Below are 18,454 nucleotides of genomic sequence, written 5' to 3'. Positions count from 1 at the left end.
CGTGATGCGCGCCGGAGTCCTGTTCTTTTCATTTGCCTTTTTTCCGAGGGATGTGTACGATTTATAGGGGACATTGTCCAATCCGGAACGGAAATGAAAAAAATGGATTCCGATACATTATGTGAGATGAAAGGTCGTGCAAACGAATGAATTCCGATATGAACATTAAATTGACTTCTCTTTCGAGCAAAGGGGGCTGCGGCTGCAAGATCGGCCCGGCCGACCTAAGCCAGGTGCTTCGGAACCTGCCTCCCGCAGAGCCGAACCCGAACTTGCTCGTCGGCCTGGACACCAGTGACGACGCCGGCGTATACAAGCTGAATGACGAATTGGCGCTCGTGCAAACCCTCGACTTTTTCACGCCGATCGTGGACGATCCCTATTCCTTCGGGCAAATCGCCGCGGCAAACGCCATCAGCGACATTTACGCCATGGGGGCAAAACCTTTAACGGTATTAAATATTGTCGCATTCCCGATTTCCACGCTGGATAAACGGATCCTTTCCGAGATTTTGCGGGGAGCGGGGGATAAAGTGAAGGAAGCGGGAGCAACGCTTGTAGGCGGCCATTCCATCGACGACAAAGAGCCAAAATTCGGTTTAGCGGTAACCGGACTGGTCCATCCTGATAAAGTACGCAGCAACGCCGGGGCGAAGGTAGGGGACAAGCTGATCCTGACGAAACCGATCGGTGTCGGCATCATGACCACCTCCATCAAAAAGGACCGCCTAACGGCCGAAGAAATTGCGCGTGTAACTCAGGTGATGTCAACCTTAAACAAAACGGCAGCCGAAGTGATGGAAGGTTACGACGTTCATGCTTGCACGGACGTGACGGGCTTTGGCCTGATGGGCCACTCGCTCGAAATGGCGAAAGGAAGCGGCGTAGAGATCCGGATCCGCAAGGATGACGTTCCCGTGCTTCCTAGAGTGCGCGAACTGGCGGAAGAGGGGCAGGTCCCGGGTGGTTCCAAAAACAACTACGAGCATGTGAAGGACAGCGTTCGTTTTCCGGAAACGATGGATCAAATCGACCGCTGGATTCTGTGCGATGCCGTGACTTCCGGGGGGCTGCTTATTTCCGTGGGCGCGGACGAAGCGGAGAAACTCCATGCAGAGCTCGTCAAAGCGGGCGTCGAGGCCAACATCATCGGCGAGGTTACGGCAAGCGGCAGCGGACAAATCGTGATCGAATAAGGAGATTTCTATGTTCCAGGACATTTCGATAGAAAAACTGAATGAACTTCGCAGCAAAAAAGAAATGACGGTTATCGATGTGCGTTCTCCTTCCGAGTTCGCGGAATCGACCATTCCGGGAAGCATCAACATTCCTTTTTTTACCGATGAAGAACGGGCCGAAATCGGGACGTTGTACAAGCAGGTCAGCGTACAAACCGCCAAGGAGCGCGGCCTCGAGATCATGTCCGCCAAGCTGCCCGCGTTCGTCAAAGAGTTTGCGGAAATTCAGGGCAACAAGGCCGTTTTTTGCTGGCGAGGCGGCATGCGCAGCCGGACGACGGCTACCGTGCTCTCCTTGATGGGGATCCACGTATACCGTTTGGACGGAGGCTACCGCGCTTATCGCCGCTGGGTGGTCGAAACGCTGGGGAGCCTCGAATTTTCACCGGAGGTTTACGTGCTTCACGGTTATACCGGCACCGGCAAGACGGAAATTTTAAGAGCCTTGAAAGACAAAGGATATCCGGTTATCGACCTGGAAGGATTGGCGGGCCACAGAGGATCGATCTTCGGCGAGATCGGGCTGAAAAGCCATAATCAGAAAACGTTCGACGCGCTGTTGCTGGAAGAGCTTCTGCGTTACAACCATGAGCCGTACATTTTGATCGAGGCGGAAAGCAAGCGCATAGGCAAAGTGGTTTTGCCGGAGTTCCTGATCGAAAAGAAGGAAAAGGGCACCCACATCCTGCTGCAGGCGCCGACGGATTTGCGGGTAAGGAACATTATTCAAGATTACCGGCCGGCGGAGCATGCGGAACAAAGCCTCAATGCATTTAAGCAAATCAAATCGCGCATCCATACGCCGATCGCCCAGGAAATCGAAAGCTGCCTGCTGTCCGGCGATTACGCGCGCGCGGTGGAGTTGCTGCTTTCGTATTATTATGATCCGAGATATGCCCATACGGCGTCTTCCTACGGGGAAGAATTCGAAAAATTAAAGCCGATTTCCTTCGAAACGATTGATGAGGCCGTGATGCTAATCGAAGAGCGCCTGCGGGAATTGTCGAAATCGGAGTCGACGGAGCGAAAGGTTCAGCCGGGCGCATAATTTGGCTGAATATCGTTTATATACCGAAAAAGAGAGCTGGCGGGCTCTCTTTTTTTATAGTTATATTTTGCAGCGGATCAAATTCCGACCGGAATGCCATGCACGTTGATCATGCCCTCGCGCTGCTGAGGGTATTCCAGCGTTTTAGCCACCTCAGTCGCGCATCGGCTCGGGCTGTAACTATCCTTGGCGGGGGAGTCGAAGCGGGAAGGCTGGGAGCCGCGTTCCAAGCGGAGCTGTTCGCCGTGCGCCAGCTTGCGCAGCCACTCTTCCAGGACGTTTTCGTTCTGCAGCGCTTCCCCGTATCCGCGTTTGACGAAATATTCGCGGTTCATTTCTTCCTGGCCGGGCAGCGACTCGCAGAACAGCATCGGCAGACCTTTGGCCAGCGCCTCGGTGCAGGTCATTCCCCCCGGTTTGGTGATCAAAAGATCGGAGGCGTCCATCCATTTGCTGATCTCGCGGGTATGGCCCAGGAGCACAATGTTTTCATGCGCGAATCTCGGGTCGTTTTTCAATTTATCCAGCAGCTTCTGGTTGCTGCCGCAGCAGAATACGAGCTGGACCTGGTCTTTCCAGCGAACGAGCTGCTGAACGAGACGATGGTTGGACACGAGTCCCCATCCGCCCCCCATCACCAGGACGGTCGGCATGTTTTTGATGTTCAGCGCGTTCCGGACGCAGGTTTTGTCTTCGGAGGACCAAAAGTCCGGATGGACCGGTATGCCGGTCACTTTGACGTTTTCCGGATATACCCCGCGGTCGAGAAGAAGCTGGCGGACGGTGTCGGTGGAGACGAGAAAGCGGTCGACTTCCTTGTTGATCCATGAAGCGTGCGCGTCGTAGTCCGTAATGACGGTATACAACGGAACATTCAGTCCGGCAGCCTTAAGTCTGGAAATGATGTTGGTCGGAATCGGGTGCGTGCTCACGATCAGGTCCGGACGCAAATGCTCGATGACCTCGGCGGTGTGATGATAAAATATCCGGTGCAGCGCCATGGTGGTCAGTTTGCTCAGCGGTTTATCGTGCTGCTTGCGGTAGAGCAAACCGACAAGACCGGGATTGGTATGAATGGTCAGACGATATGCCGAAATGATCCAGGGAGCGACGGTAGGGTTCAAAAACGAACCCAGTTCAATCACCTTGGCTTGAATGTTGGGGTTCATTTTTTTCATGCCTGCGGCTAACGCGTATCCGGCCTGGGTATGCCCGCTGCCGAAACCTTCGGATAAAATCAGTACTCTTTTCTTGCGCATATGATCACCTTCGATCTTATATATTGGATGCCGTTCGTAAAAAGGCAGCTTATGTTCTAACGTTAAGTAACCCTGTGAATGCATGCGGCGTTCAGCCCTATGCTTGGTCGCGATATGTGATTAATTTAAGTGTATGACGAATCGATACGGGTCCAAAACGGACCGCGGACTGGTTTCATGCTGGACCAAGGTCGGGGGAACACTGCCTGTTCGGGTTGTTCTATGTAGTTAGACGATGCGCAAAAAGATAACCATGCAAGGTTATTGAAATTTTTTCGAAAAGAAAGCAGCGGGCATGAAAATCGGTTGTTATTCTACTAATAATAGATTATTAGGGAATTTATGTCTGATCAAGAGGGCAAATGATGCAAAATATGAAAAGCGGGACGGCAGCACAAGGAAAGTTAACATCGTTGTTTGCCGGGAATTTCTGGTTCCTTGAATATCAATCATAGCCCGAATACGGCAAAATCTGCAGGAAACAAGGCACTGCCCGATTTGAGTTTACAGGCCGATCGTATGCGTCGTATTTTCAGCATGTAAAAATACAATCAAATCATTAGCGGAAATTTGGAAAATAGCCATACTTTCGCGTATAAACGATTTGAAGCCTTCGGGGACAAGCATTACAATATATTATAGACATGATGTCTAATTATATATCCCATAGGAGGAATTGCGATGAAGCTCCAAGACAAAGTTGCGGTAATTACGGGTGCCGGTTCGGGCATGGGAAAAGAAATGGCGCTGTTGTTCGGGCGTGAAGGCGCCAAGCTGGTCCTTGCGGATATCACTCAGGCTTCGCTTGATTAAGTCGTTGCGGAAGTGAAGCAAAACGGGGGACATGCGGTCGGCGTCACCGCCAACGTCGCTAAGGAAGAAGACGTTCAGAACATGATTGAAACCGCTGTCAATACGTATGGTTCGCTGGATATACTGGTGAACAATGCAGGGATCATGGACAAAATGACACCGGTTACGGAATTGACGGATGAGCTGTGGGAACGCGTCATTGCGGTGAATGCGACGGGACCGATGCGCGCGATTCGCAAAGCCCTCCCGATCATGATCAAGCAAGGCAAAGGGGTTATCATCAACACGGCTTCGGTCGGCGGATTGTACGGTTCACGCGCCGGGGCGGCTTACACCGCATCCAAGCATGCGGTCATCGGCTTGACCAAAAACGTGGGCTTCCAATACGCCGATGCAGGCATCCGCTGCAACGCGATTGCTCCGGGAGGCGTAGAGACGAATATTATGGCGGACGCGGGTGACATGAACCCCGAATCGCGCGGGTTAAGGAAAGCCATGTCCGGCGCCGGATTCAACCCTCGAAACGGCAAACCGGAGGAAATCGCCAAAGTCGCGCTTTTCCTGGCTTCCGACGATTCCAGTTTCGTGAACGGCACGGTGATCACCGCCGACGCAGGTTGGACCGCATACTAATTTTCATTGCTTAAGGTTATCCGGGAATCATTAAAAATAGAATGAAGGCGGGGTTCAAACGTCGGGGGTAGGCAACTGGTCAGGAAGCAATAAAAAAAGCGCCGTCGTCCGTGCCTTTACGGCACCACGTTCGGCGCTGCTCCGCTTTTTTGTTCATGACGACTTGCGTCATCGGCTTCCGGTTCCAAGTGATTCGTCCTCCAAGCACCGGCCCTGCTTCTCCGGTCCGTGCGGATCTCGCGGACATCTTATTCCGTTTCTTCATCCAAACATCGCTCCTTGTTATACATGTTACGTTTCCAGCATAAAACATTTTAAACATGAACTCAAGCAAACTGCGTAAAATGAAATGGTATGCTATAATTATTTTGGTTTTATATGGAAATCATGGGAGGTTGAAAGGATGAAGCGCCACAAGTCCAAGAGACAAGCCCGTACGGTTGTTTCCGCCAACAAAGTAGCCAAAACCGTCATTGCCGGAACGATCGGGCTAAGCCTGCTTCAAATCCCTGTCTGGGCGGGAGCATCGCCGGAATCCATATCCGGAACCGGAACGGCGACGGCAAAGGAGAGTCCGGCCGCGCCCGCCGGCGCAGCGACAGGGGAAAAAGCAAAAATCACCAAAGAGGAAGCCGCGAAAAAAATGATCGCCTTGTTTCCGGTTTTGCAGGAAGCGAAGCTGCAGGATACCGAATATTCGGAGGGGATGAACAATCCCGGCACCGAATCGGTATGGATGCTGACATGGACGGTGACGAAAGGAAACAGCACCTATTCTTTTACAACCGGTGTGGATGCCGTTACGGGCGATGTGCTTAGTTTCTATCAACCGGAGTATTTGTCCCCCGATAACAAAGCCTATTATCCTCCTGAAATCAGTAAAGCCCAGGCCGAAAAAGCAGCCAAGGATTTTATCGCGCAAGCCGCCAGTTCGGTTAAAGTCGATGACCTCGTTCCCCAGGATGGAGCCTACTATGGCAGCAAAACGTTGTTCGGACCGGTCACCTACAATTTCAGCTATACCGCCAAAGTGAACGGCATCCCTTCCGATGCCGAAAATTTCAATGTCGGCGTCGACGGAAAAGGGCGAATTTTCAGCTACAACCGGATGTCCACCGTCAAATCGTATCCGTCCGCCAAGCCTAAGATCTCTTCATCGGAAGCGGTGGAGTCGTTTAAAAAGGATCTGTCTCTTACGCTCGCCTACGTGCCTTTTAACGATGTGTTTAATCAAGCTAATGTCAAAAAGGATTGGCGATTGGAATACATACCCGCTCCTTCGTTGACGTCCATGGACGCGGGAACCGGGAAAAGAATCAATCCGCTCCTGATTTCGGATACGCCTGTTCCTCAAACCTTTGAGTATACGGCGCTGCCTGCCGGCAAAGATTCCTTTAAAGCCCGCCAAGGCGGAACGCTGACCTCCAAAGAAGTACTTCAGCTGTATGGCGATATCGCTCCTTCAGGAAACGAATACTCGCTTTCCTCCTCGCTCAGCAGTTATTGGAGTGGGACAGGGAAGCAGGTTTGGAATTTGAACTGGTATAAAAAAACCGGGGCGGGAATGCCCGGCGATAGCGTGTATATGACGGTAGACGCGGAAACGGGACAACTGCTCAATTACAATATTAACGAATATCCGATCTACCTGAATGTGGACGAAAAAGCCCCGGCAAATTCGAAAGCGGGCGCAAACAACAATGCTTCGGCCATTTCCGAATCGGAGGCGCGGGAAAAAGCGTTCGGGCTTGTCGGACGCTTCTACCCGGATGCTGCCCGGACATTAAAACTGTCGAACGAGTCTTCCGTGGATCGGACAGACGGCAAAACGAAATATAGATTCGTGTTCCAGCAATTTTACAAGGATTTGCCATTGTACAACTATCAAGCAAACCTTGTGCTGGACGGCAGCGGAAAAATGATTTCCTATAACGCGAACCTGCCGCTTTCCTCCCAAAACCTAAAGGAGCTTGATGCATTGGCGGCGAAAGTGAAACCGGAAGAAGCGGCTCAAACGTATCGGGATGCTTTGGGAGCGCAGCTTATTTACGCCTCGACCGGCGGTTTTTACACGGAAACCAAATTCGTGGAGCCCAAAGTCCTGCTGGCTTATATGCCAACCTTTCAAGGCGAACGGAGATTGCCGTTCATTAACGCCGTTACCGGAAAAAGCGAAATCTATGCTTACCCGTCCTCCCAAAACGGCGAAGCCGCGGCCGTTCTTCCTTCGGACGCCGCTTCGCATGCTGCAAGCAAGGATCTTGCGACACTGCTGGAATACGGCGTGATCGCGCCGGGAAATGACGGGCTGCTGCATCCGGATGCGGAGCTGACTTACGGCGATTTGCTGGTGATGATCGCAAAAGGGGTAAATCCGGGTTCCAACTATTACGATCCGGGCCGTCTCGGGAAACAATTCAAGGATGTGCCGGCCGATAGCCCTTATGCCGAAGCGGTCCAGTTTTTGGCGGACCGGGGCTGGCTTCCGGATACGTCTGGAGAACTTCGCCCTGAACAGAAATTGACGCGGGAGAAGCTGGCCGAGACGATCGTGAACCTGCTGAATTACGATAAATTGGCCAAGTTTTATGACGCGGATCCTCAAGTCCTCGCTCTGTCCGATGCCGGATCCATCCAAAATAAAGGGGTGGTGAAGCAGGTCATTCAACTCGGGCTGATGTCCGCCAAAGACGGCAAGTTCGAGCCGGGTAAAACGGTGACCAAAGCCGATGCCGCTCAAGTGCTCGTGTTGTTGGCTCACATGCAAGGCAAGGTGGATTCCCCAATCGTTGGCTACTAAACCATCGAATCCGGCTGCGGCATACGGCAGCCGGATTCTTTTTCAAATGATCGATTTTCCGTGTGGCGCGAGATGATGGCGGAGAGCTGGAAAGGGCAATGACCGTTCATGTTTTCATGATTTTATATAGTCCGGAGGTGGGCTTTTTGGCTACTCATACTCAAAAATCCAAACCTTTGTTATGGAGCGTATCAGCCGTTGCGCTGGCGCTGATCGTATACAGCTTGGCCGCTCCGCCGCAGAAACAAGCGGAGGCGCCGTCTTCCGGCGGCGAGCCTGTCCGCGAACAAGAGGGCGGCACGATTCAAACGGCTGCAGCCGACACCCTTAAAACCGATTTCGGCTCCATCATCTACGGCGCCGATGACTACGCGATCAACCTCGTTTTGGATTTAGACCGGATACAATACGACCAAGTAGGAATTACATTCCTCGGCGCGGACGATAAAGGCGTAATGTTCGGGGACATGATTAGCAGCGTAAAAGTTGGGCATGTTGATGATGAGACGACTTTTGTGCCGGTGAACCATAAGCTGGTCCTCTGGACACAGTTGCCGATCCGCTTTCTCGGGGAAACCCGCGAAGGCTGGCTCGAAATGACAGACAAGGAGAGCGGAAAATCCTTATTTAAAGAAAAGCTGTCATTCCGGTAAAGTATTTTGGGAAGGGTGCCAAATGAACCTGCATCGAAAGAATGTGAATATACAACCATGATTTCGTTTGTCCTGACGTTAAAACGGCTGTTAAGCGGCCTGTTCCATGTTTTTCATCATAAAAGGTTCAGGGTTTTGTTCGTGGTGATCGTGTTCATGCTGTTGTCAGGGACGATTTTTTATTCGCGCGAGGAAGGACTGCCTGTGTTGGACGCCCTGTATTTTTGTATTGCCACCCTTAGCACGTCGGGCCATCCGAGTTTCGTTCCTCACACCACATTCGGCAAAATTTTTACGATGCTGTATATCGTCGTCGGCACGGGGCTGTTCATGGCGCTGATGAGTTACATCGCATACGGTGTCATCAAAAGCAGCCAACGGGAAGAGGATAAGGAGAAGGATCAAAAGAAACAACATACCGGCGGGCGGAGCGGACGATCGGAAGAAAGCCGTTAAGGAGCCGGATCAAGCATGAATTGGATATGAAGGGCGCCCGTCTTTTTTTCTAACCATTCAAAAAAATGATGGGGCAAGATGCTCAGATACGAACGGACGCCATGTGGCTGAAGCGAAGAGCTTATTCCCAAGGAAAATCGATGGTTAAGTAATTTGCGAATTTTTTGCTTTCTTCCCTGCGATGCTTGCGCATGTCCGCCCGGCGGGGCGCCGTCTCGTGAAGCCGGGTTTCCTCTTCCGTCTCGGGTATGACCTTCGGCACCGGCGCCGGTTTTTTATCCTCACCGATCGCTACGAACGTCAAAAACGACGTTGCGGCGATATGGCGCTCACCGGTTCTCAGATCTTCGGTAATGACCTTCACGAACACTTCCATCGAACTTCTTCCCGTCCAGGTGACGTACGACTCCAAACAAACCGAATCGGTCATCCGGATCGGCAGCAAAAAATCGACCGAGTCGGTTGACGCCGTCACGACCATTTTCCGGCTGTGCTTCGATGCGGAAATGGAAGCGATGTCATCGATGTAAGCCATCAATTTGCCGCCAAACAGCGTTTCGTGGTTGTTGACGTCCGTAGGAAAGACACGCGCGATCTTAAAACATTTCGATTCTTTTGCAAAACGTTGTTCCATGATCATCCCTCTTTTTGGTTTGCGTTTTTCGTTTCTGTAGTATTTTCCTGTATCCGAATACCCATGCACATTTATTTAGATATACGTAAAATATATTATGTAAACTTGATAGTTATACATACTCATCGCATTGTCGTAGGAACGTCACAAATTGACGCGGGAATCGATCGAACAGGCTGTGATATAATGGAGGCATCGATTATGACGGAAGCAGGTGTCCCGATTTTGAAAAAAGCAGTGATTATCGGCGGCGGCATCACCGGATTGTCTGCCGCTTATTTTTTGCAGAAAAAAGCCCGCGAAAGCGGACAAACCATTCATATTACGATTGTGGAAGCCGAAGAGCGGTTAGGCGGCAAAATCAGAACCGTCCATGACGGAGATTTCACGATGGAAACGGGCGCCGATTCCATTGTAACGCGCAAAACGAACGCGGCCGATCTAATTGAAGAGCTGGGTTTAAAGTACGAAGTCGTATATAACGCAACGGGTGTCTCGTATATTTATGCCGACGGGAAGCTGAAACAAATTCCGAAAGAGGCCGTTTTCGGCATTCCGACAAGCATCGAGTCGCTGGCGACGACGGAATTGGTGTCGGCCGAAGGGAAGGTCGAAGCGCTTAAAGACTTTTATACCCCCAACGAGACTTTTACCAAAGACGACTCGGTAGGCGAGTTCCTTGAAGCATTTCTCGGCAAGGAATTGGTTCAAAAGCAGATCGCTCCCGTCCTGTCCGGCGTATATTCGGGAAAGCTGAGCGAACTGACCATCGCCTCGACGCTGCCGTATCTCATCGATTATAAAAACGAATACGGAAGCATCATTCGGGGATTGTCCGAACATAAGGCAAAATTCCAAAGCGGGGGCGGGAAGAAGTTCCTGTCGTTTCGCCAAGGCGTTTCCCAGCTGATCGACGGATTGGAGCAGAAGCTGGATCAAGCCGAAATCCTCAAGGGCGTCGCTGCCGAAGCTTTGAAGCCCTCGGCGGGCGGCGGCTACGAGATTACGCTGATGGACGGACGCGTGCTTGAAGCCGACGTCGTAGCGATCGGCACCTTATCCGCTGCGGCCCAAAAACTTCTGAAGAACGAACGGCTGGATGAGGAGTTTAATCAATTCCGGCACAGCTCGCTGATCAGCGTGTACATGGCGTTCGACGTGCCTGACGAGGAACTGCCGGCAGACGGCACCGGCTTTATAACGGCGGATAGCGACGATGTGAAATGCAACGCATGCACATGGACAAGCCGGAAATGGGAGCATACGTCGGCGGAGGGCCGGCTTTTGGTCAGACTTTTTTACAAGAGCGTCAATCCGCATTACGAATCCCTGGTGAACATGACCGAAGACGAGCTGCTGCAAATCGGCATGGAAGATATTAAAACCAGCTTGGGAATCGCAAGCAAACCGCTGACATATAACGTAACGAAATGGCATGAAGTGATGCCGAACTATCATATCAAGCACCATCAAATCGTCCAATCGCTCGAAGCGAAAATGGAGAAGCTGTTTCCGAACGTCTTGTTGGCCGGATGCTCCTATTACGGGGTAGGGATTCCGGACTGCATCGCGAACGGGGAGGAAACGGCGGCCAAAATGCTGGAACGCATCTCGGAATAACGCTTTTTAGAAGAAAGGCTCGGACTTTGGATCCGAAGCCTTTTTTGCATTCGCCCGGCAAACCCCCGTCATTGGGATTGGCTAGCACCTTGAAATCACGGATAATGGGGTTAACCTAAATCATCAGAAAAAAAATTTACAAAGAGCCGCTCCATTTTGTCAGAAATCGCTGCCTTTCGAAGTCAATATAGCAAGTCAACGTAAGAGAGGGGATCTTTACTTGAGTCATGTGCGGGAAATGATCGAAGACTGGGAAACATTGGACGATGCGGCGCTGGTCGCGGAAGCCAAGGAAGGGAACCGGGAGGCTTTCGGCGAGTTGGTCCGCAGGCACCGTTCCAAGGTGTACGGATATGCGCGAAGCATGGTTCAGGAAGCCCACGCGGCGGAGGATATCGTTCAGGATGCGCTGATCCGCGCATTTCTCCATCTGGGCAAGCTGGTTGATGTCGAGCGTTTCTTGCCATGGGTTCACCGGATCGTACGCAATCAGGCGATGACCCGTTTGAAACAGGGCGGCCGGCAGCGGGAAACGACCTTTACCGGGCTTGAGGCGGCGATGTCCGGAGGCGAGGAAGAAATCGAAATGTGGGGACGACTGGACTATGTGCTGAACCGCGTCGCCCGCGGGATGGAAAAGGAAATGCTCCAGGATGGCCTGCCGGAGGAACGGCTGATGCGGCTGGAAACGCAGCGGGTGCTTATGGAGATCGTCTCCTGCCTGAAACCGAGGGAGAGGCAAATTTTCGAGTCGCATTTTTTCCGCCAGCTATCCCCTCAGGAAATCGCCCGGGAGTTCAGCCTGTCATCCGCCAATGTCTATCAAGTGATTTCCCGCACCCGTAAAAAAGTGATTCAGGAACGAATCCGGATTACCGTTGACTCTTATATTCAAACGAGAAAGGATTGGGGTACGATGGGTAAAACGATGTTGGAGACGGGAAAATGGCAGGAGAACGCCCATTCTTGGGCAACGGCGGGCAACGTGCTGCATGCGCTGGCCAAGGCGGCCGGGAGAGACGACTCTTTGGCGATGGTCATGGGACTTACCGCATTGGCATTCCGGATTCAGGTGCTGCCGGACGTTCATATTGCCGGACCGACGGCTTTCGATTTTGCGGAGGTGTTCCGCAGAGGGCTTCTAAACTTGGGGCTAAGCGTCAAGATCGTCAACGGGATGAAGCCGGGGATCGTCGAGAACTACAATCTGCTTGATGAAACAGAGAAGGGCCCGAAAGCGATGGCAAAAAGGGGGATCCATCAGGCGCTTCCCGAAGCGCTTGAACTGATTCATCAGTCGTTGGACCGGGGATATCCGGTGCTTGCATGGGATCTGTGCATTCCGGAGTTCGGCATGCTCTACGGATATGACGACGAGCAAAAACTTCTTTACATGGAGGAATGCGGCCGCAAAGATACCCTCGCCTATGAGAGTTTGGGACGGGGCGTGATGGAAGAAATTTTCGTGCTGGCCGTCGACGCCGTGAATCCCGCCTCGTTTAAGGATGGATTGCGCGGGGCGCTGGACATGATCAAGGAGCATTATTCCGGCAAAGAACCGAACGTTCATGCCGGAGCCGTCAATGGTCTGAAAGCGTACGACGTGTGGATCGGAGCGTTCCGCGGCAAAGGCGTGGAAGCAAACGGGAACGCTTATAACGCCGTGGTTGTGGGAGACAGCCGGAAGTATGCGGCATGGTTTTTGGAAGAGGCGGCCCGCAGCTGGGAAGCGGCCGGGCAAGGGGATGAAAAGGTCAAGCGATTATTGAGCGAAGCGGCGGAAACTTATCGTCAAATCGCTCAAGCTTTCGCGGAACTACATGCCTTGTTCCCGTATCCCGAAGGAGGCAATCCGAATGACCCGAAGGTAGCGCCGCAGGCGATCGCTTTGCTGGAAAAAGCGAAAAAGCTCGAAACACAAGGGGCAAAGCAGCTGGAAAATCTGTCGAACTTCATTGATTAATGTCGATAATAATTAATGACATAAAATAAAAAAGAAGGCTTGATCTTAATCGGTCAGGCCTTTTTCCCGTTTCGGGTTTTCGCCGCTTTTCGCAGCTTCATGTCAAATACGGTTTTAAGCTATCCTGAAGAAGGGTTTTGACCATACCTCTCAGCTCTTCCGGATAAAGGACTTCGGCTTCCGGTCCATACTTGAGCAAAAGGCGGGACATGAAAGGGAATTCCTCGGGGGGGATGCTCCCGGCCCACTCCTGCCCGGAAATGTTTTGAAACAGCGGATCGGATTCGGCCAGCCGCACGCCAAAAGGACTAAACCGGATTTTGGCCGGTATTCCTTCATGCGGGCCGGTAGCATGCAGCCATTGTTTGAGGGTTGGCAGCCCGGATTCGGTGCCATCCAGCATCGTTATGTCGACAATCCGATCCGCCCGGTACAGCAGGATCCGATCCCTGCCTAATGCCGGCATATACCAATATCCGTTTTCAAAATACAATCCGACGGGATGTACCTCAAGGTTTTTCCTGCCGGATGCGGAGGCATATGTCATCCGCACGCGCCGTTTGTCCATGGCGGCTTCCAAAATAAGCGAAGTAAAAGGCGATGCGGCCGTGGTAGGCGTCATGCGAAAGGCGACGTAATCCTTCAAATGGTCGACCCGAACCTGCACGTCTTCGGGAAGCTCGGCATAATAGTGTTCGGACAAGTGGGCGCGCACCTCCCCGAACGGGATGTCCGGAAGGTCCTCCAACAGCTTCAGCATCAAAAACAGTCCGATTGCTTCGTCGCGGGACAGGTGAAGCGGGGGGAGAAGCCGATTCGGCAGCGCCCGGTACCCGCCGTGCGGTCCGGTTTCGGTGTAGAGAGGAAGCCCGATCTGCTGCAAATAATCGAGATCCCGTTGGATCGTCCGCACCGAGACGTTAAACCGCTCGGCAAGCTCGCGGGCGGTATACTTTTTCCGCGAATCGAGCATTCTCATTAAAGCAACTCTGCGTTCATTCATCCTTGGTCCGCTCCTTCCGAACATCAATCCCTATATATACGACAACTAATGTCATAAATGTATTGTAGCATAGAATCAGAAGGGAGCGATAAACCAATGAACCAATCGAATGCCAAAAAAGTGGTGTTGTATCTTGCGATCAGTCTGGACGGGTATATTGCCCTGCCGGACGGTTCTGTGGATTGGCTGATGGACGTCAAAGGAGACGGCGGCGACAACGGATACGCCGAATTTTACGGCACGGTAGGCACGATCATCATGGGCAGGCAGACTTACGACGAGATGCTCAAGTTGACTGATGAATTTCCTTATCCAGGCAAACCTTGTTACGTCGTAACCCGCAATCCGTCCGGGCAAAAAGAAAACGCTCATGTCACGTTTACGAACGAGGCGCTGACGGGACTGGTCCAGCGGCTCCAAAAACAAACCGAAGGAGCGGTCTGGCTCGCAGGCGGCGGCAAGCTGGTCCAAGCCTTCATGGAAGAAAGGCTGATGGACGAAGCCATGATTGCCGTCGTCCCGAAGGTGCTTGGCCGCGGCATCCCATTGTTTCCGCAAGGAACCGTTCCCTCGACGTTCGAACTGCACGATATCAAACGACTCGGGGATATTGCCATGCTGCATTATAAGGTTCATTAAAAATAGGTGCCGGATTTCCTGTTCAGAGCGTTGTGGCCTGCCTTGGCCAAGGCGCTTTTTGTCGTTCATAGTAGACAAATTCATCATATTTGCTTGGCCCGTAACTGGTGGGCGTACGAACAGGCTTGAACGTCCTCTTCCATTCCGGTCCACGCAGCGCCCTTCCTAAGGAAACGAAAAGGTCGCTAAACGAAAAGCAGCCTCCCCGGATAGGTTTTCAGGGAGAGCTGCTTTCCGTGGATGTGCCGAAGTTATCGGCTTATGAGCGGCCGCGGATTTCCTGACGAAGAAACATCACATAGGAAATGGCGAAGCAGACCAGCGTCAGCGCAACAAGTCCGGTGACCTGCGGCCACACGAGCAACAGGCTTTGCCCGAACGGAAGCGGGCTGTCGATGGCCCCGTATGCCTGCTCGGTCGTCAACGGCCCCAGGTTGCGCACGGTAGGCATCAGCAGAGTCGATGTCGCTTCATTAAAAAGCGTATACGGCGAAATCCGGCTGAGCCCCATCATCAGGCTGACATGATGCAGCATGTCGTCGACGGATGCGTTTTGGCCGTTGCGCAGCAGCACGGAGGACACCAGATTCAGGATCATGTCGTAAAAGAAGCTGAAGAACAGCCAAACGGCGATCCCGGCCAGCGCCGACGTTGCCGGCTGGCGGAAACGGACCGAAAACAGGATGGACAGGTTAAGCCAAAATCCGATATAAAATACGGTCACGACCAAAAACGCGATAATCCGCAGCAATTCCTCGAAGGACGGGGGAAGCCCCACGATAAGCAAACCGAGCGATAAAACCAGCAGGCCGAGCGCCAAAAACATGAACCCGATGATAAACAGGGCGGCGGTGAATTTGGCGTTGAGCAGATCGTCGCGGTGGATAGGCTGCGCCATGATCCGGCTGAGCGTCCCCTTGTTGCGTTCGCTGTTGACGGCGTCAAAACCGAGGCCGATCCCCAGCAGCGGCCCGAGAAACCCGATGAACCCGATAAAGGAAGGCAAGGTGCCGTCCGAGATGGTGAATAGCTTCAAGATGACGAAATCGCTGTAGCCGTCTTCCGATTTGATGGCATCCTGCAGGCTGTGCAAGGCCGTATAAAGAGAGGCTACGCAAGTCAAAAAAATGATGGCCAGAAGCAGAATAAAGCGCCAGCTCCGGACATGGTCGGCGATTTCCTTGCGGACAAGCACCCGAAATGCTGCCGGATTGGCATTGGACTTGTCAAACCGGTCGCGGTCCGACAAGGAGCCCGCAAATTTCCGGAAGCCGTCGGGAAGCCTCTCGGATACTTCATGTACCCATTTATTTAACCGTTTTTTTAGTGCGCTTGCTTCCACGTTCCTCACCTCCCGCAAAATAACGCCGATAGATTTCGTCCAGCCCGTATTGTTTCCGCTGCAGACTGAATAAGGATACGCCCGACGAGACGATGAACCGGGCAATCGCATCGCTGCAATCCTCGCTGCACCCGATCTGGATCAGGACGCGGCTGCTTGGCGCAAGAAACGCATCCTGATCCTGCGTTGCTACTTCCGCACCCTGAACTCCTTCCAAATCGTTCAATCCGTCCAAAAGCTGCCGGTCGGCGCGATCCACTTCGGCGGTGATCAGGATCGGCGTATCCGTCAGCAGTTGGCGCGTCAGTGTATCGAGATTGCCTTCCGCGAGCAGTTTGCCTTTGACGAACAATCCGACCCGGTCGCAAATTTGCTGGACCTGATGCAGCTGGTGGGAGGATAACAAGACGGTTAACCCTTGTTCCCGGCTTAGTCCGTAAATCAGCGCCAGCAGCTCGTCGATCCCTTTCGGGTCGATCCCGAGCGTCGGTTCGTCGAGGATGATGATTTCCGGCCGCTTGATCAGCACGTCCGCGAGTCCGAGGCGCTGCCGCATCCCGCGCGAATAGGCGCCTGCCTTTTTGTGGGCGGCTTCTTTTAGGCCCACCTGGTCCAGCAGCCTTATCGCGCGTTCATGGGCTTCCTTTTCGCCGATTCCGTTCAGCCTTGCGGTCAGCTTGAGGTTCTCAAGGCCGGTCCAATCCTCGTAAAAGCCGACGTCGTCGGGCAAATACCCGACGCGGCGTTTGACTTCGATCGGCTGCCGGGTCGGATTCATGCCGAGCACGTTAATCGTTCCGCCATCGGGCTCGCTGAGCCCGAGCAGCATCAGAATCGTCGTGGATTTCCCGGCGCCGTTCGGGCCGAGCAGACCGAAGATTTCACCGCGGCGGATTTGCAGGGACAAGCTGTCAACGGCCCGATGGGTGCCGTAGCTTTTGGACAATTGCTCGATGTCGATGACTGTTTCCGCCACCATTATCTCCTCCCGTATTTACGAATAAGCACATAGATTCCGCCGAGGATGACGAGAATGATCAACACGCCGATCCAACCCCAAAGAACGGAGCCTTTGACCGCTACCCGGAAGGTCGCCGTCGAGGAAGCTTCCGAAGCTTGCGCCGTCATGTCCGTGACGTAATCGCCCGCAATGGCTTTATCGCTGGACGTCAGCTTGGCTTCGACGGTGGTTGACTTGCCGGCCGCCAGCTTATCGATCGTTTTCGGATTAAACGTAACCTCCCAATTGCTTGGCGCGGAAGACGTCAAATTGATGTCGGTCAGATCGGCCGTGCCGGTGTTTTTGACCACGAGTTCGACCGTTTTGCTGCCGCCGGCTTTGACGTCGGTGCTGAGCAATCCGCTGGGCGTCGTCAGTTCCATGCTGTATTTTCCGGAAATGGCCGCTTCAAGGACAAGCTGGGCGTCCGTTGATTGGTTATAGGCGCGAATCGGGATTTTAAACGTTCCTTTCGTGACGTTTTCCGCCGGTTTGACGTTGACCGTAATCGCTTTGCTGCCGCCGGGATCCACTTCGACGGAAGACACCTGCTTGCTGTCCGCGCTGAATGTGACGTCCCAGCCGGGTTCCGCTTGGGAGGTCAGCGCATAGGTTTGCTTCTCGGCCGTCCGGTTCTGCAGATTGACCGAATACGTAAACGTCGCGTCCGAATGGCCTTCCAAATTGGCCTGTTCGGTGGTCAGCTCGGTTTGGTAGGTGCCTTTTTCCGTAATTTGCACGGTCAGCGGCAAGGAAGCCAAACTTCCGGCTTTCAGCGTGAAGCGGTACGTGCCTTTATCGATTTGCATCGGCACCGTAACGGCAAGGGAGATCGTTTGCGACGAATTCGGCAGAACCGAAATTTCGTTCAAATCCCAGCCGTCGCCGGTCATTTTGGCGGTCCAGTTTTGAGGCAGGTCGGGGATGGAGAGTGGAGCCGTGATGACGCTGCCGGTATCGTTTTTCAGTTCGACGTTATAATTCAGCGATTCGCCGGGAGGGACCGAGATGGATGTATACGAAGTATACAAAGTCACCCCGCCGGCTGCGTGGGCGGATATGCCGCCGAGAAGCGGCCCGATTCCGAGCGCAATAACAAGAATAAGGCCCGTCAGTTTGATGTTCCTAAGGAATCGTGTCATGAAACATAACCCTCCTAATTGAAATTGTTTTTTTCATTTGGAGTACGTAGCCCGGAACGGAATCGGATTTATCCGAAGCTTAAAAAAAGATAAAAAATTGCTGAAAATCAGATAAAACTCTCAGGAAGGTGAATCCGTTCCCATCCGCTTCTGCTAAAATGTTGCTGAATAATCACGACAGCCCGGACTTGAAAAAGGGTGAATGACACAT

At 52.8% G+C, this 18,454-nt stretch carries 15 protein-coding genes and 1 pseudogene; 9 read left to right on the top strand and 7 right to left on the bottom strand.

The window, feature by feature from the left end; genetic code table 11:
* Positions 1 to 146: 146 nt before the first annotated feature.
* Both selD and mnmH read left to right on the top strand, forming a co-directional pair.
* A complete protein-coding gene (gene selD, locus GQY55_RS13195) occupies positions 147 to 1,196 on the top strand; it encodes a selenide, water dikinase SelD (RefSeq protein ID WP_160042025.1) in 1,050 nt (349 codons plus the stop codon).
* Between the two features lie 10 nt (positions 1,197 to 1,206).
* On the top strand, positions 1,207 to 2,286 hold the full coding sequence (gene mnmH, locus GQY55_RS13190) for a tRNA 2-selenouridine(34) synthase MnmH (RefSeq protein WP_160042023.1): 1,080 nt from the start codon (positions 1,207 to 1,209) through the stop codon (positions 2,284 to 2,286).
* Between the two features lie 77 nt (positions 2,287 to 2,363).
* Here the strand turns inward: mnmH and GQY55_RS13185 are convergent, their stop codons facing one another.
* Positions 2,364 to 3,545: an MGDG synthase family glycosyltransferase gene (locus tag GQY55_RS13185; RefSeq protein ID WP_160042021.1), complete on the bottom strand. Its 1,182-nt coding sequence runs from the start codon at positions 3,543 to 3,545 to the stop codon at positions 2,364 to 2,366.
* A 681-nt stretch (positions 3,546 to 4,226) separates the two neighbouring features.
* Here GQY55_RS13185 and GQY55_RS13180 point away from each other — a divergent pair.
* Positions 4,227 to 4,991: pseudogene (locus GQY55_RS13180) on the top strand (SDR family oxidoreductase).
* Between the two features lie 79 nt (positions 4,992 to 5,070).
* Here GQY55_RS13180 and GQY55_RS13175 read toward each other — a convergent pair.
* Positions 5,071 to 5,256: a hypothetical protein gene (locus GQY55_RS13175; RefSeq protein ID WP_160042019.1), complete on the bottom strand. Its 186-nt coding sequence runs from the start codon at positions 5,254 to 5,256 to the stop codon at positions 5,071 to 5,073.
* 138 nt (positions 5,257 to 5,394) lie between these two features.
* On the opposite strand from GQY55_RS13175, the gene GQY55_RS13170 reads away from it, so the two are divergent.
* The 3 genes from GQY55_RS13170 (at position 5,395) to GQY55_RS13160 (ending at position 8,900) form a co-directional block, all read left to right on the top strand.
* Positions 5,395 to 7,791 (top strand): YcdB/YcdC domain-containing protein, encoded by a 2,397-nt coding sequence (locus GQY55_RS13170; RefSeq protein WP_160042017.1) that lies wholly within the window; start codon positions 5,395 to 5,397, stop codon positions 7,789 to 7,791.
* 146 nt (positions 7,792 to 7,937) lie between these two features.
* Positions 7,938 to 8,444, top strand: coding sequence for a hypothetical protein (locus GQY55_RS13165; protein ID WP_160042015.1), 507 nt, complete (start codon positions 7,938 to 7,940; stop codon positions 8,442 to 8,444).
* Positions 8,445 to 8,501: 57 nt separating this feature from the next.
* Positions 8,502 to 8,900 (top strand): potassium channel family protein, encoded by a 399-nt coding sequence (locus tag GQY55_RS13160; RefSeq protein WP_160042013.1) that lies wholly within the window; start codon positions 8,502 to 8,504, stop codon positions 8,898 to 8,900.
* A 121-nt stretch (positions 8,901 to 9,021) separates the two neighbouring features.
* Here the strand turns inward: GQY55_RS13160 and GQY55_RS13155 are convergent, their stop codons facing one another.
* Positions 9,022 to 9,534, bottom strand: coding sequence for an acyl-CoA thioesterase (locus GQY55_RS13155; RefSeq protein ID WP_160042011.1), 513 nt, complete (start codon positions 9,532 to 9,534; stop codon positions 9,022 to 9,024).
* 225 nt (positions 9,535 to 9,759) lie between these two features.
* Between GQY55_RS13155 and hemG the strand changes: the two genes are divergently transcribed.
* Positions 9,760 to 11,154: a protoporphyrinogen oxidase gene (gene hemG, locus GQY55_RS13150; protein ID WP_160042306.1), complete on the top strand. Its 1,395-nt coding sequence runs from the start codon at positions 9,760 to 9,762 to the stop codon at positions 11,152 to 11,154.
* 229 nt (positions 11,155 to 11,383) lie between these two features.
* A complete protein-coding gene (locus GQY55_RS13145; RefSeq protein WP_306434040.1) occupies positions 11,384 to 13,117 on the top strand; it encodes an RNA polymerase sigma factor in 1,734 nt (577 codons plus the stop codon).
* A gap of 97 nt (positions 13,118 to 13,214) precedes the next feature.
* Here the strand turns inward: GQY55_RS13145 and GQY55_RS13140 are convergent, their stop codons facing one another.
* A complete protein-coding gene (locus tag GQY55_RS13140; protein ID WP_160042009.1) occupies positions 13,215 to 14,120 on the bottom strand; it encodes a helix-turn-helix transcriptional regulator in 906 nt (301 codons plus the stop codon).
* A 96-nt stretch (positions 14,121 to 14,216) separates the two neighbouring features.
* Here GQY55_RS13140 and GQY55_RS13135 point away from each other — a divergent pair, with 96 nt between their 5' ends.
* Entirely contained in the window at positions 14,217 to 14,759 is a 543-nt protein-coding gene (locus GQY55_RS13135; RefSeq protein WP_160042007.1) for a dihydrofolate reductase family protein, read from the top strand.
* Positions 14,760 to 15,018: 259 nt separating this feature from the next.
* Here GQY55_RS13135 and GQY55_RS13130 read toward each other — a convergent pair whose 3' ends face one another.
* Genes GQY55_RS13130 through GQY55_RS13120 form a run of 3 tightly spaced genes read right to left on the bottom strand, consistent with a single transcriptional unit; the run spans position 15,019 to position 18,243 of the window.
* Positions 15,019 to 16,008: an ABC transporter permease gene (locus GQY55_RS13130; protein WP_160042302.1), complete on the bottom strand. Its 990-nt coding sequence runs from the start codon at positions 16,006 to 16,008 to the stop codon at positions 15,019 to 15,021.
* A 58-nt stretch (positions 16,009 to 16,066) separates the two neighbouring features.
* On the bottom strand, positions 16,067 to 17,080 hold the full coding sequence (locus tag GQY55_RS13125; RefSeq protein ID WP_160042005.1) for an ABC transporter ATP-binding protein: 1,014 nt from the start codon (positions 17,078 to 17,080) through the stop codon (positions 16,067 to 16,069).
* Complete coding sequence (locus GQY55_RS13120; RefSeq protein WP_160042003.1) at positions 17,080 to 18,243, bottom strand: COG1470 family protein; 1,164 nt, start codon at positions 18,241 to 18,243, stop codon at positions 17,080 to 17,082. The genes GQY55_RS13125 and GQY55_RS13120 overlap by 1 nt, the downstream gene beginning before the upstream one ends.
* Positions 18,244 to 18,454 lie beyond the last annotated feature (211 nt).

Source organism: Paenibacillus sp. USDA918EY, from assembly GCF_009870825.1.
Classification (GTDB): domain Bacteria; phylum Bacillota; class Bacilli; order Paenibacillales; family Paenibacillaceae; genus Paenibacillus_AQ; species Paenibacillus_AQ albilobatus.
Note: the sequence above shows the minus strand (reverse complement) of the source record. Positions and strands in the feature narration are given on the sequence as shown.

Excerpts from the sequence above, each read along its gene's own strand:
- GQY55_RS13170 (WP_160042017.1), top strand. The coding sequence starts at position 5,395 with ATGAAGCGCCACAAGTCCAAGAGACAAGCCCGTACGGTTGTTTCCGCC.
- mnmH (WP_160042023.1), top strand. The coding sequence starts at position 1,207 with ATGTTCCAGGACATTTCGATAGAAAAACTGAATGAACTTCGCAGCAAA.
- GQY55_RS13140 (WP_160042009.1), bottom strand. The coding sequence starts at position 14,120 with ATGAATGAACGCAGAGTTGCTTTAATGAGAATGCTCGATTCGCGGAAA.
- GQY55_RS13125 (WP_160042005.1), bottom strand. The coding sequence starts at position 17,080 with ATGGTGGCGGAAACAGTCATCGACATCGAGCAATTGTCCAAAAGCTAC.
- GQY55_RS13120 (WP_160042003.1), bottom strand. The coding sequence starts at position 18,243 with ATGACACGATTCCTTAGGAACATCAAACTGACGGGCCTTATTCTTGTT.
- GQY55_RS13160 (WP_160042013.1), top strand. The coding sequence starts at position 8,502 with ATGATTTCGTTTGTCCTGACGTTAAAACGGCTGTTAAGCGGCCTGTTC.
- GQY55_RS13175 (WP_160042019.1), bottom strand. The coding sequence starts at position 5,256 with ATGAAGAAACGGAATAAGATGTCCGCGAGATCCGCACGGACCGGAGAA.
- GQY55_RS13135 (WP_160042007.1), top strand. The coding sequence starts at position 14,217 with ATGAACCAATCGAATGCCAAAAAAGTGGTGTTGTATCTTGCGATCAGT.
- GQY55_RS13155 (WP_160042011.1), bottom strand. The coding sequence starts at position 9,534 with ATGGAACAACGTTTTGCAAAAGAATCGAAATGTTTTAAGATCGCGCGT.
- GQY55_RS13185 (WP_160042021.1), bottom strand. The coding sequence starts at position 3,545 with ATGCGCAAGAAAAGAGTACTGATTTTATCCGAAGGTTTCGGCAGCGGG.
- selD (WP_160042025.1), top strand. The coding sequence starts at position 147 with ATGAATTCCGATATGAACATTAAATTGACTTCTCTTTCGAGCAAAGGG.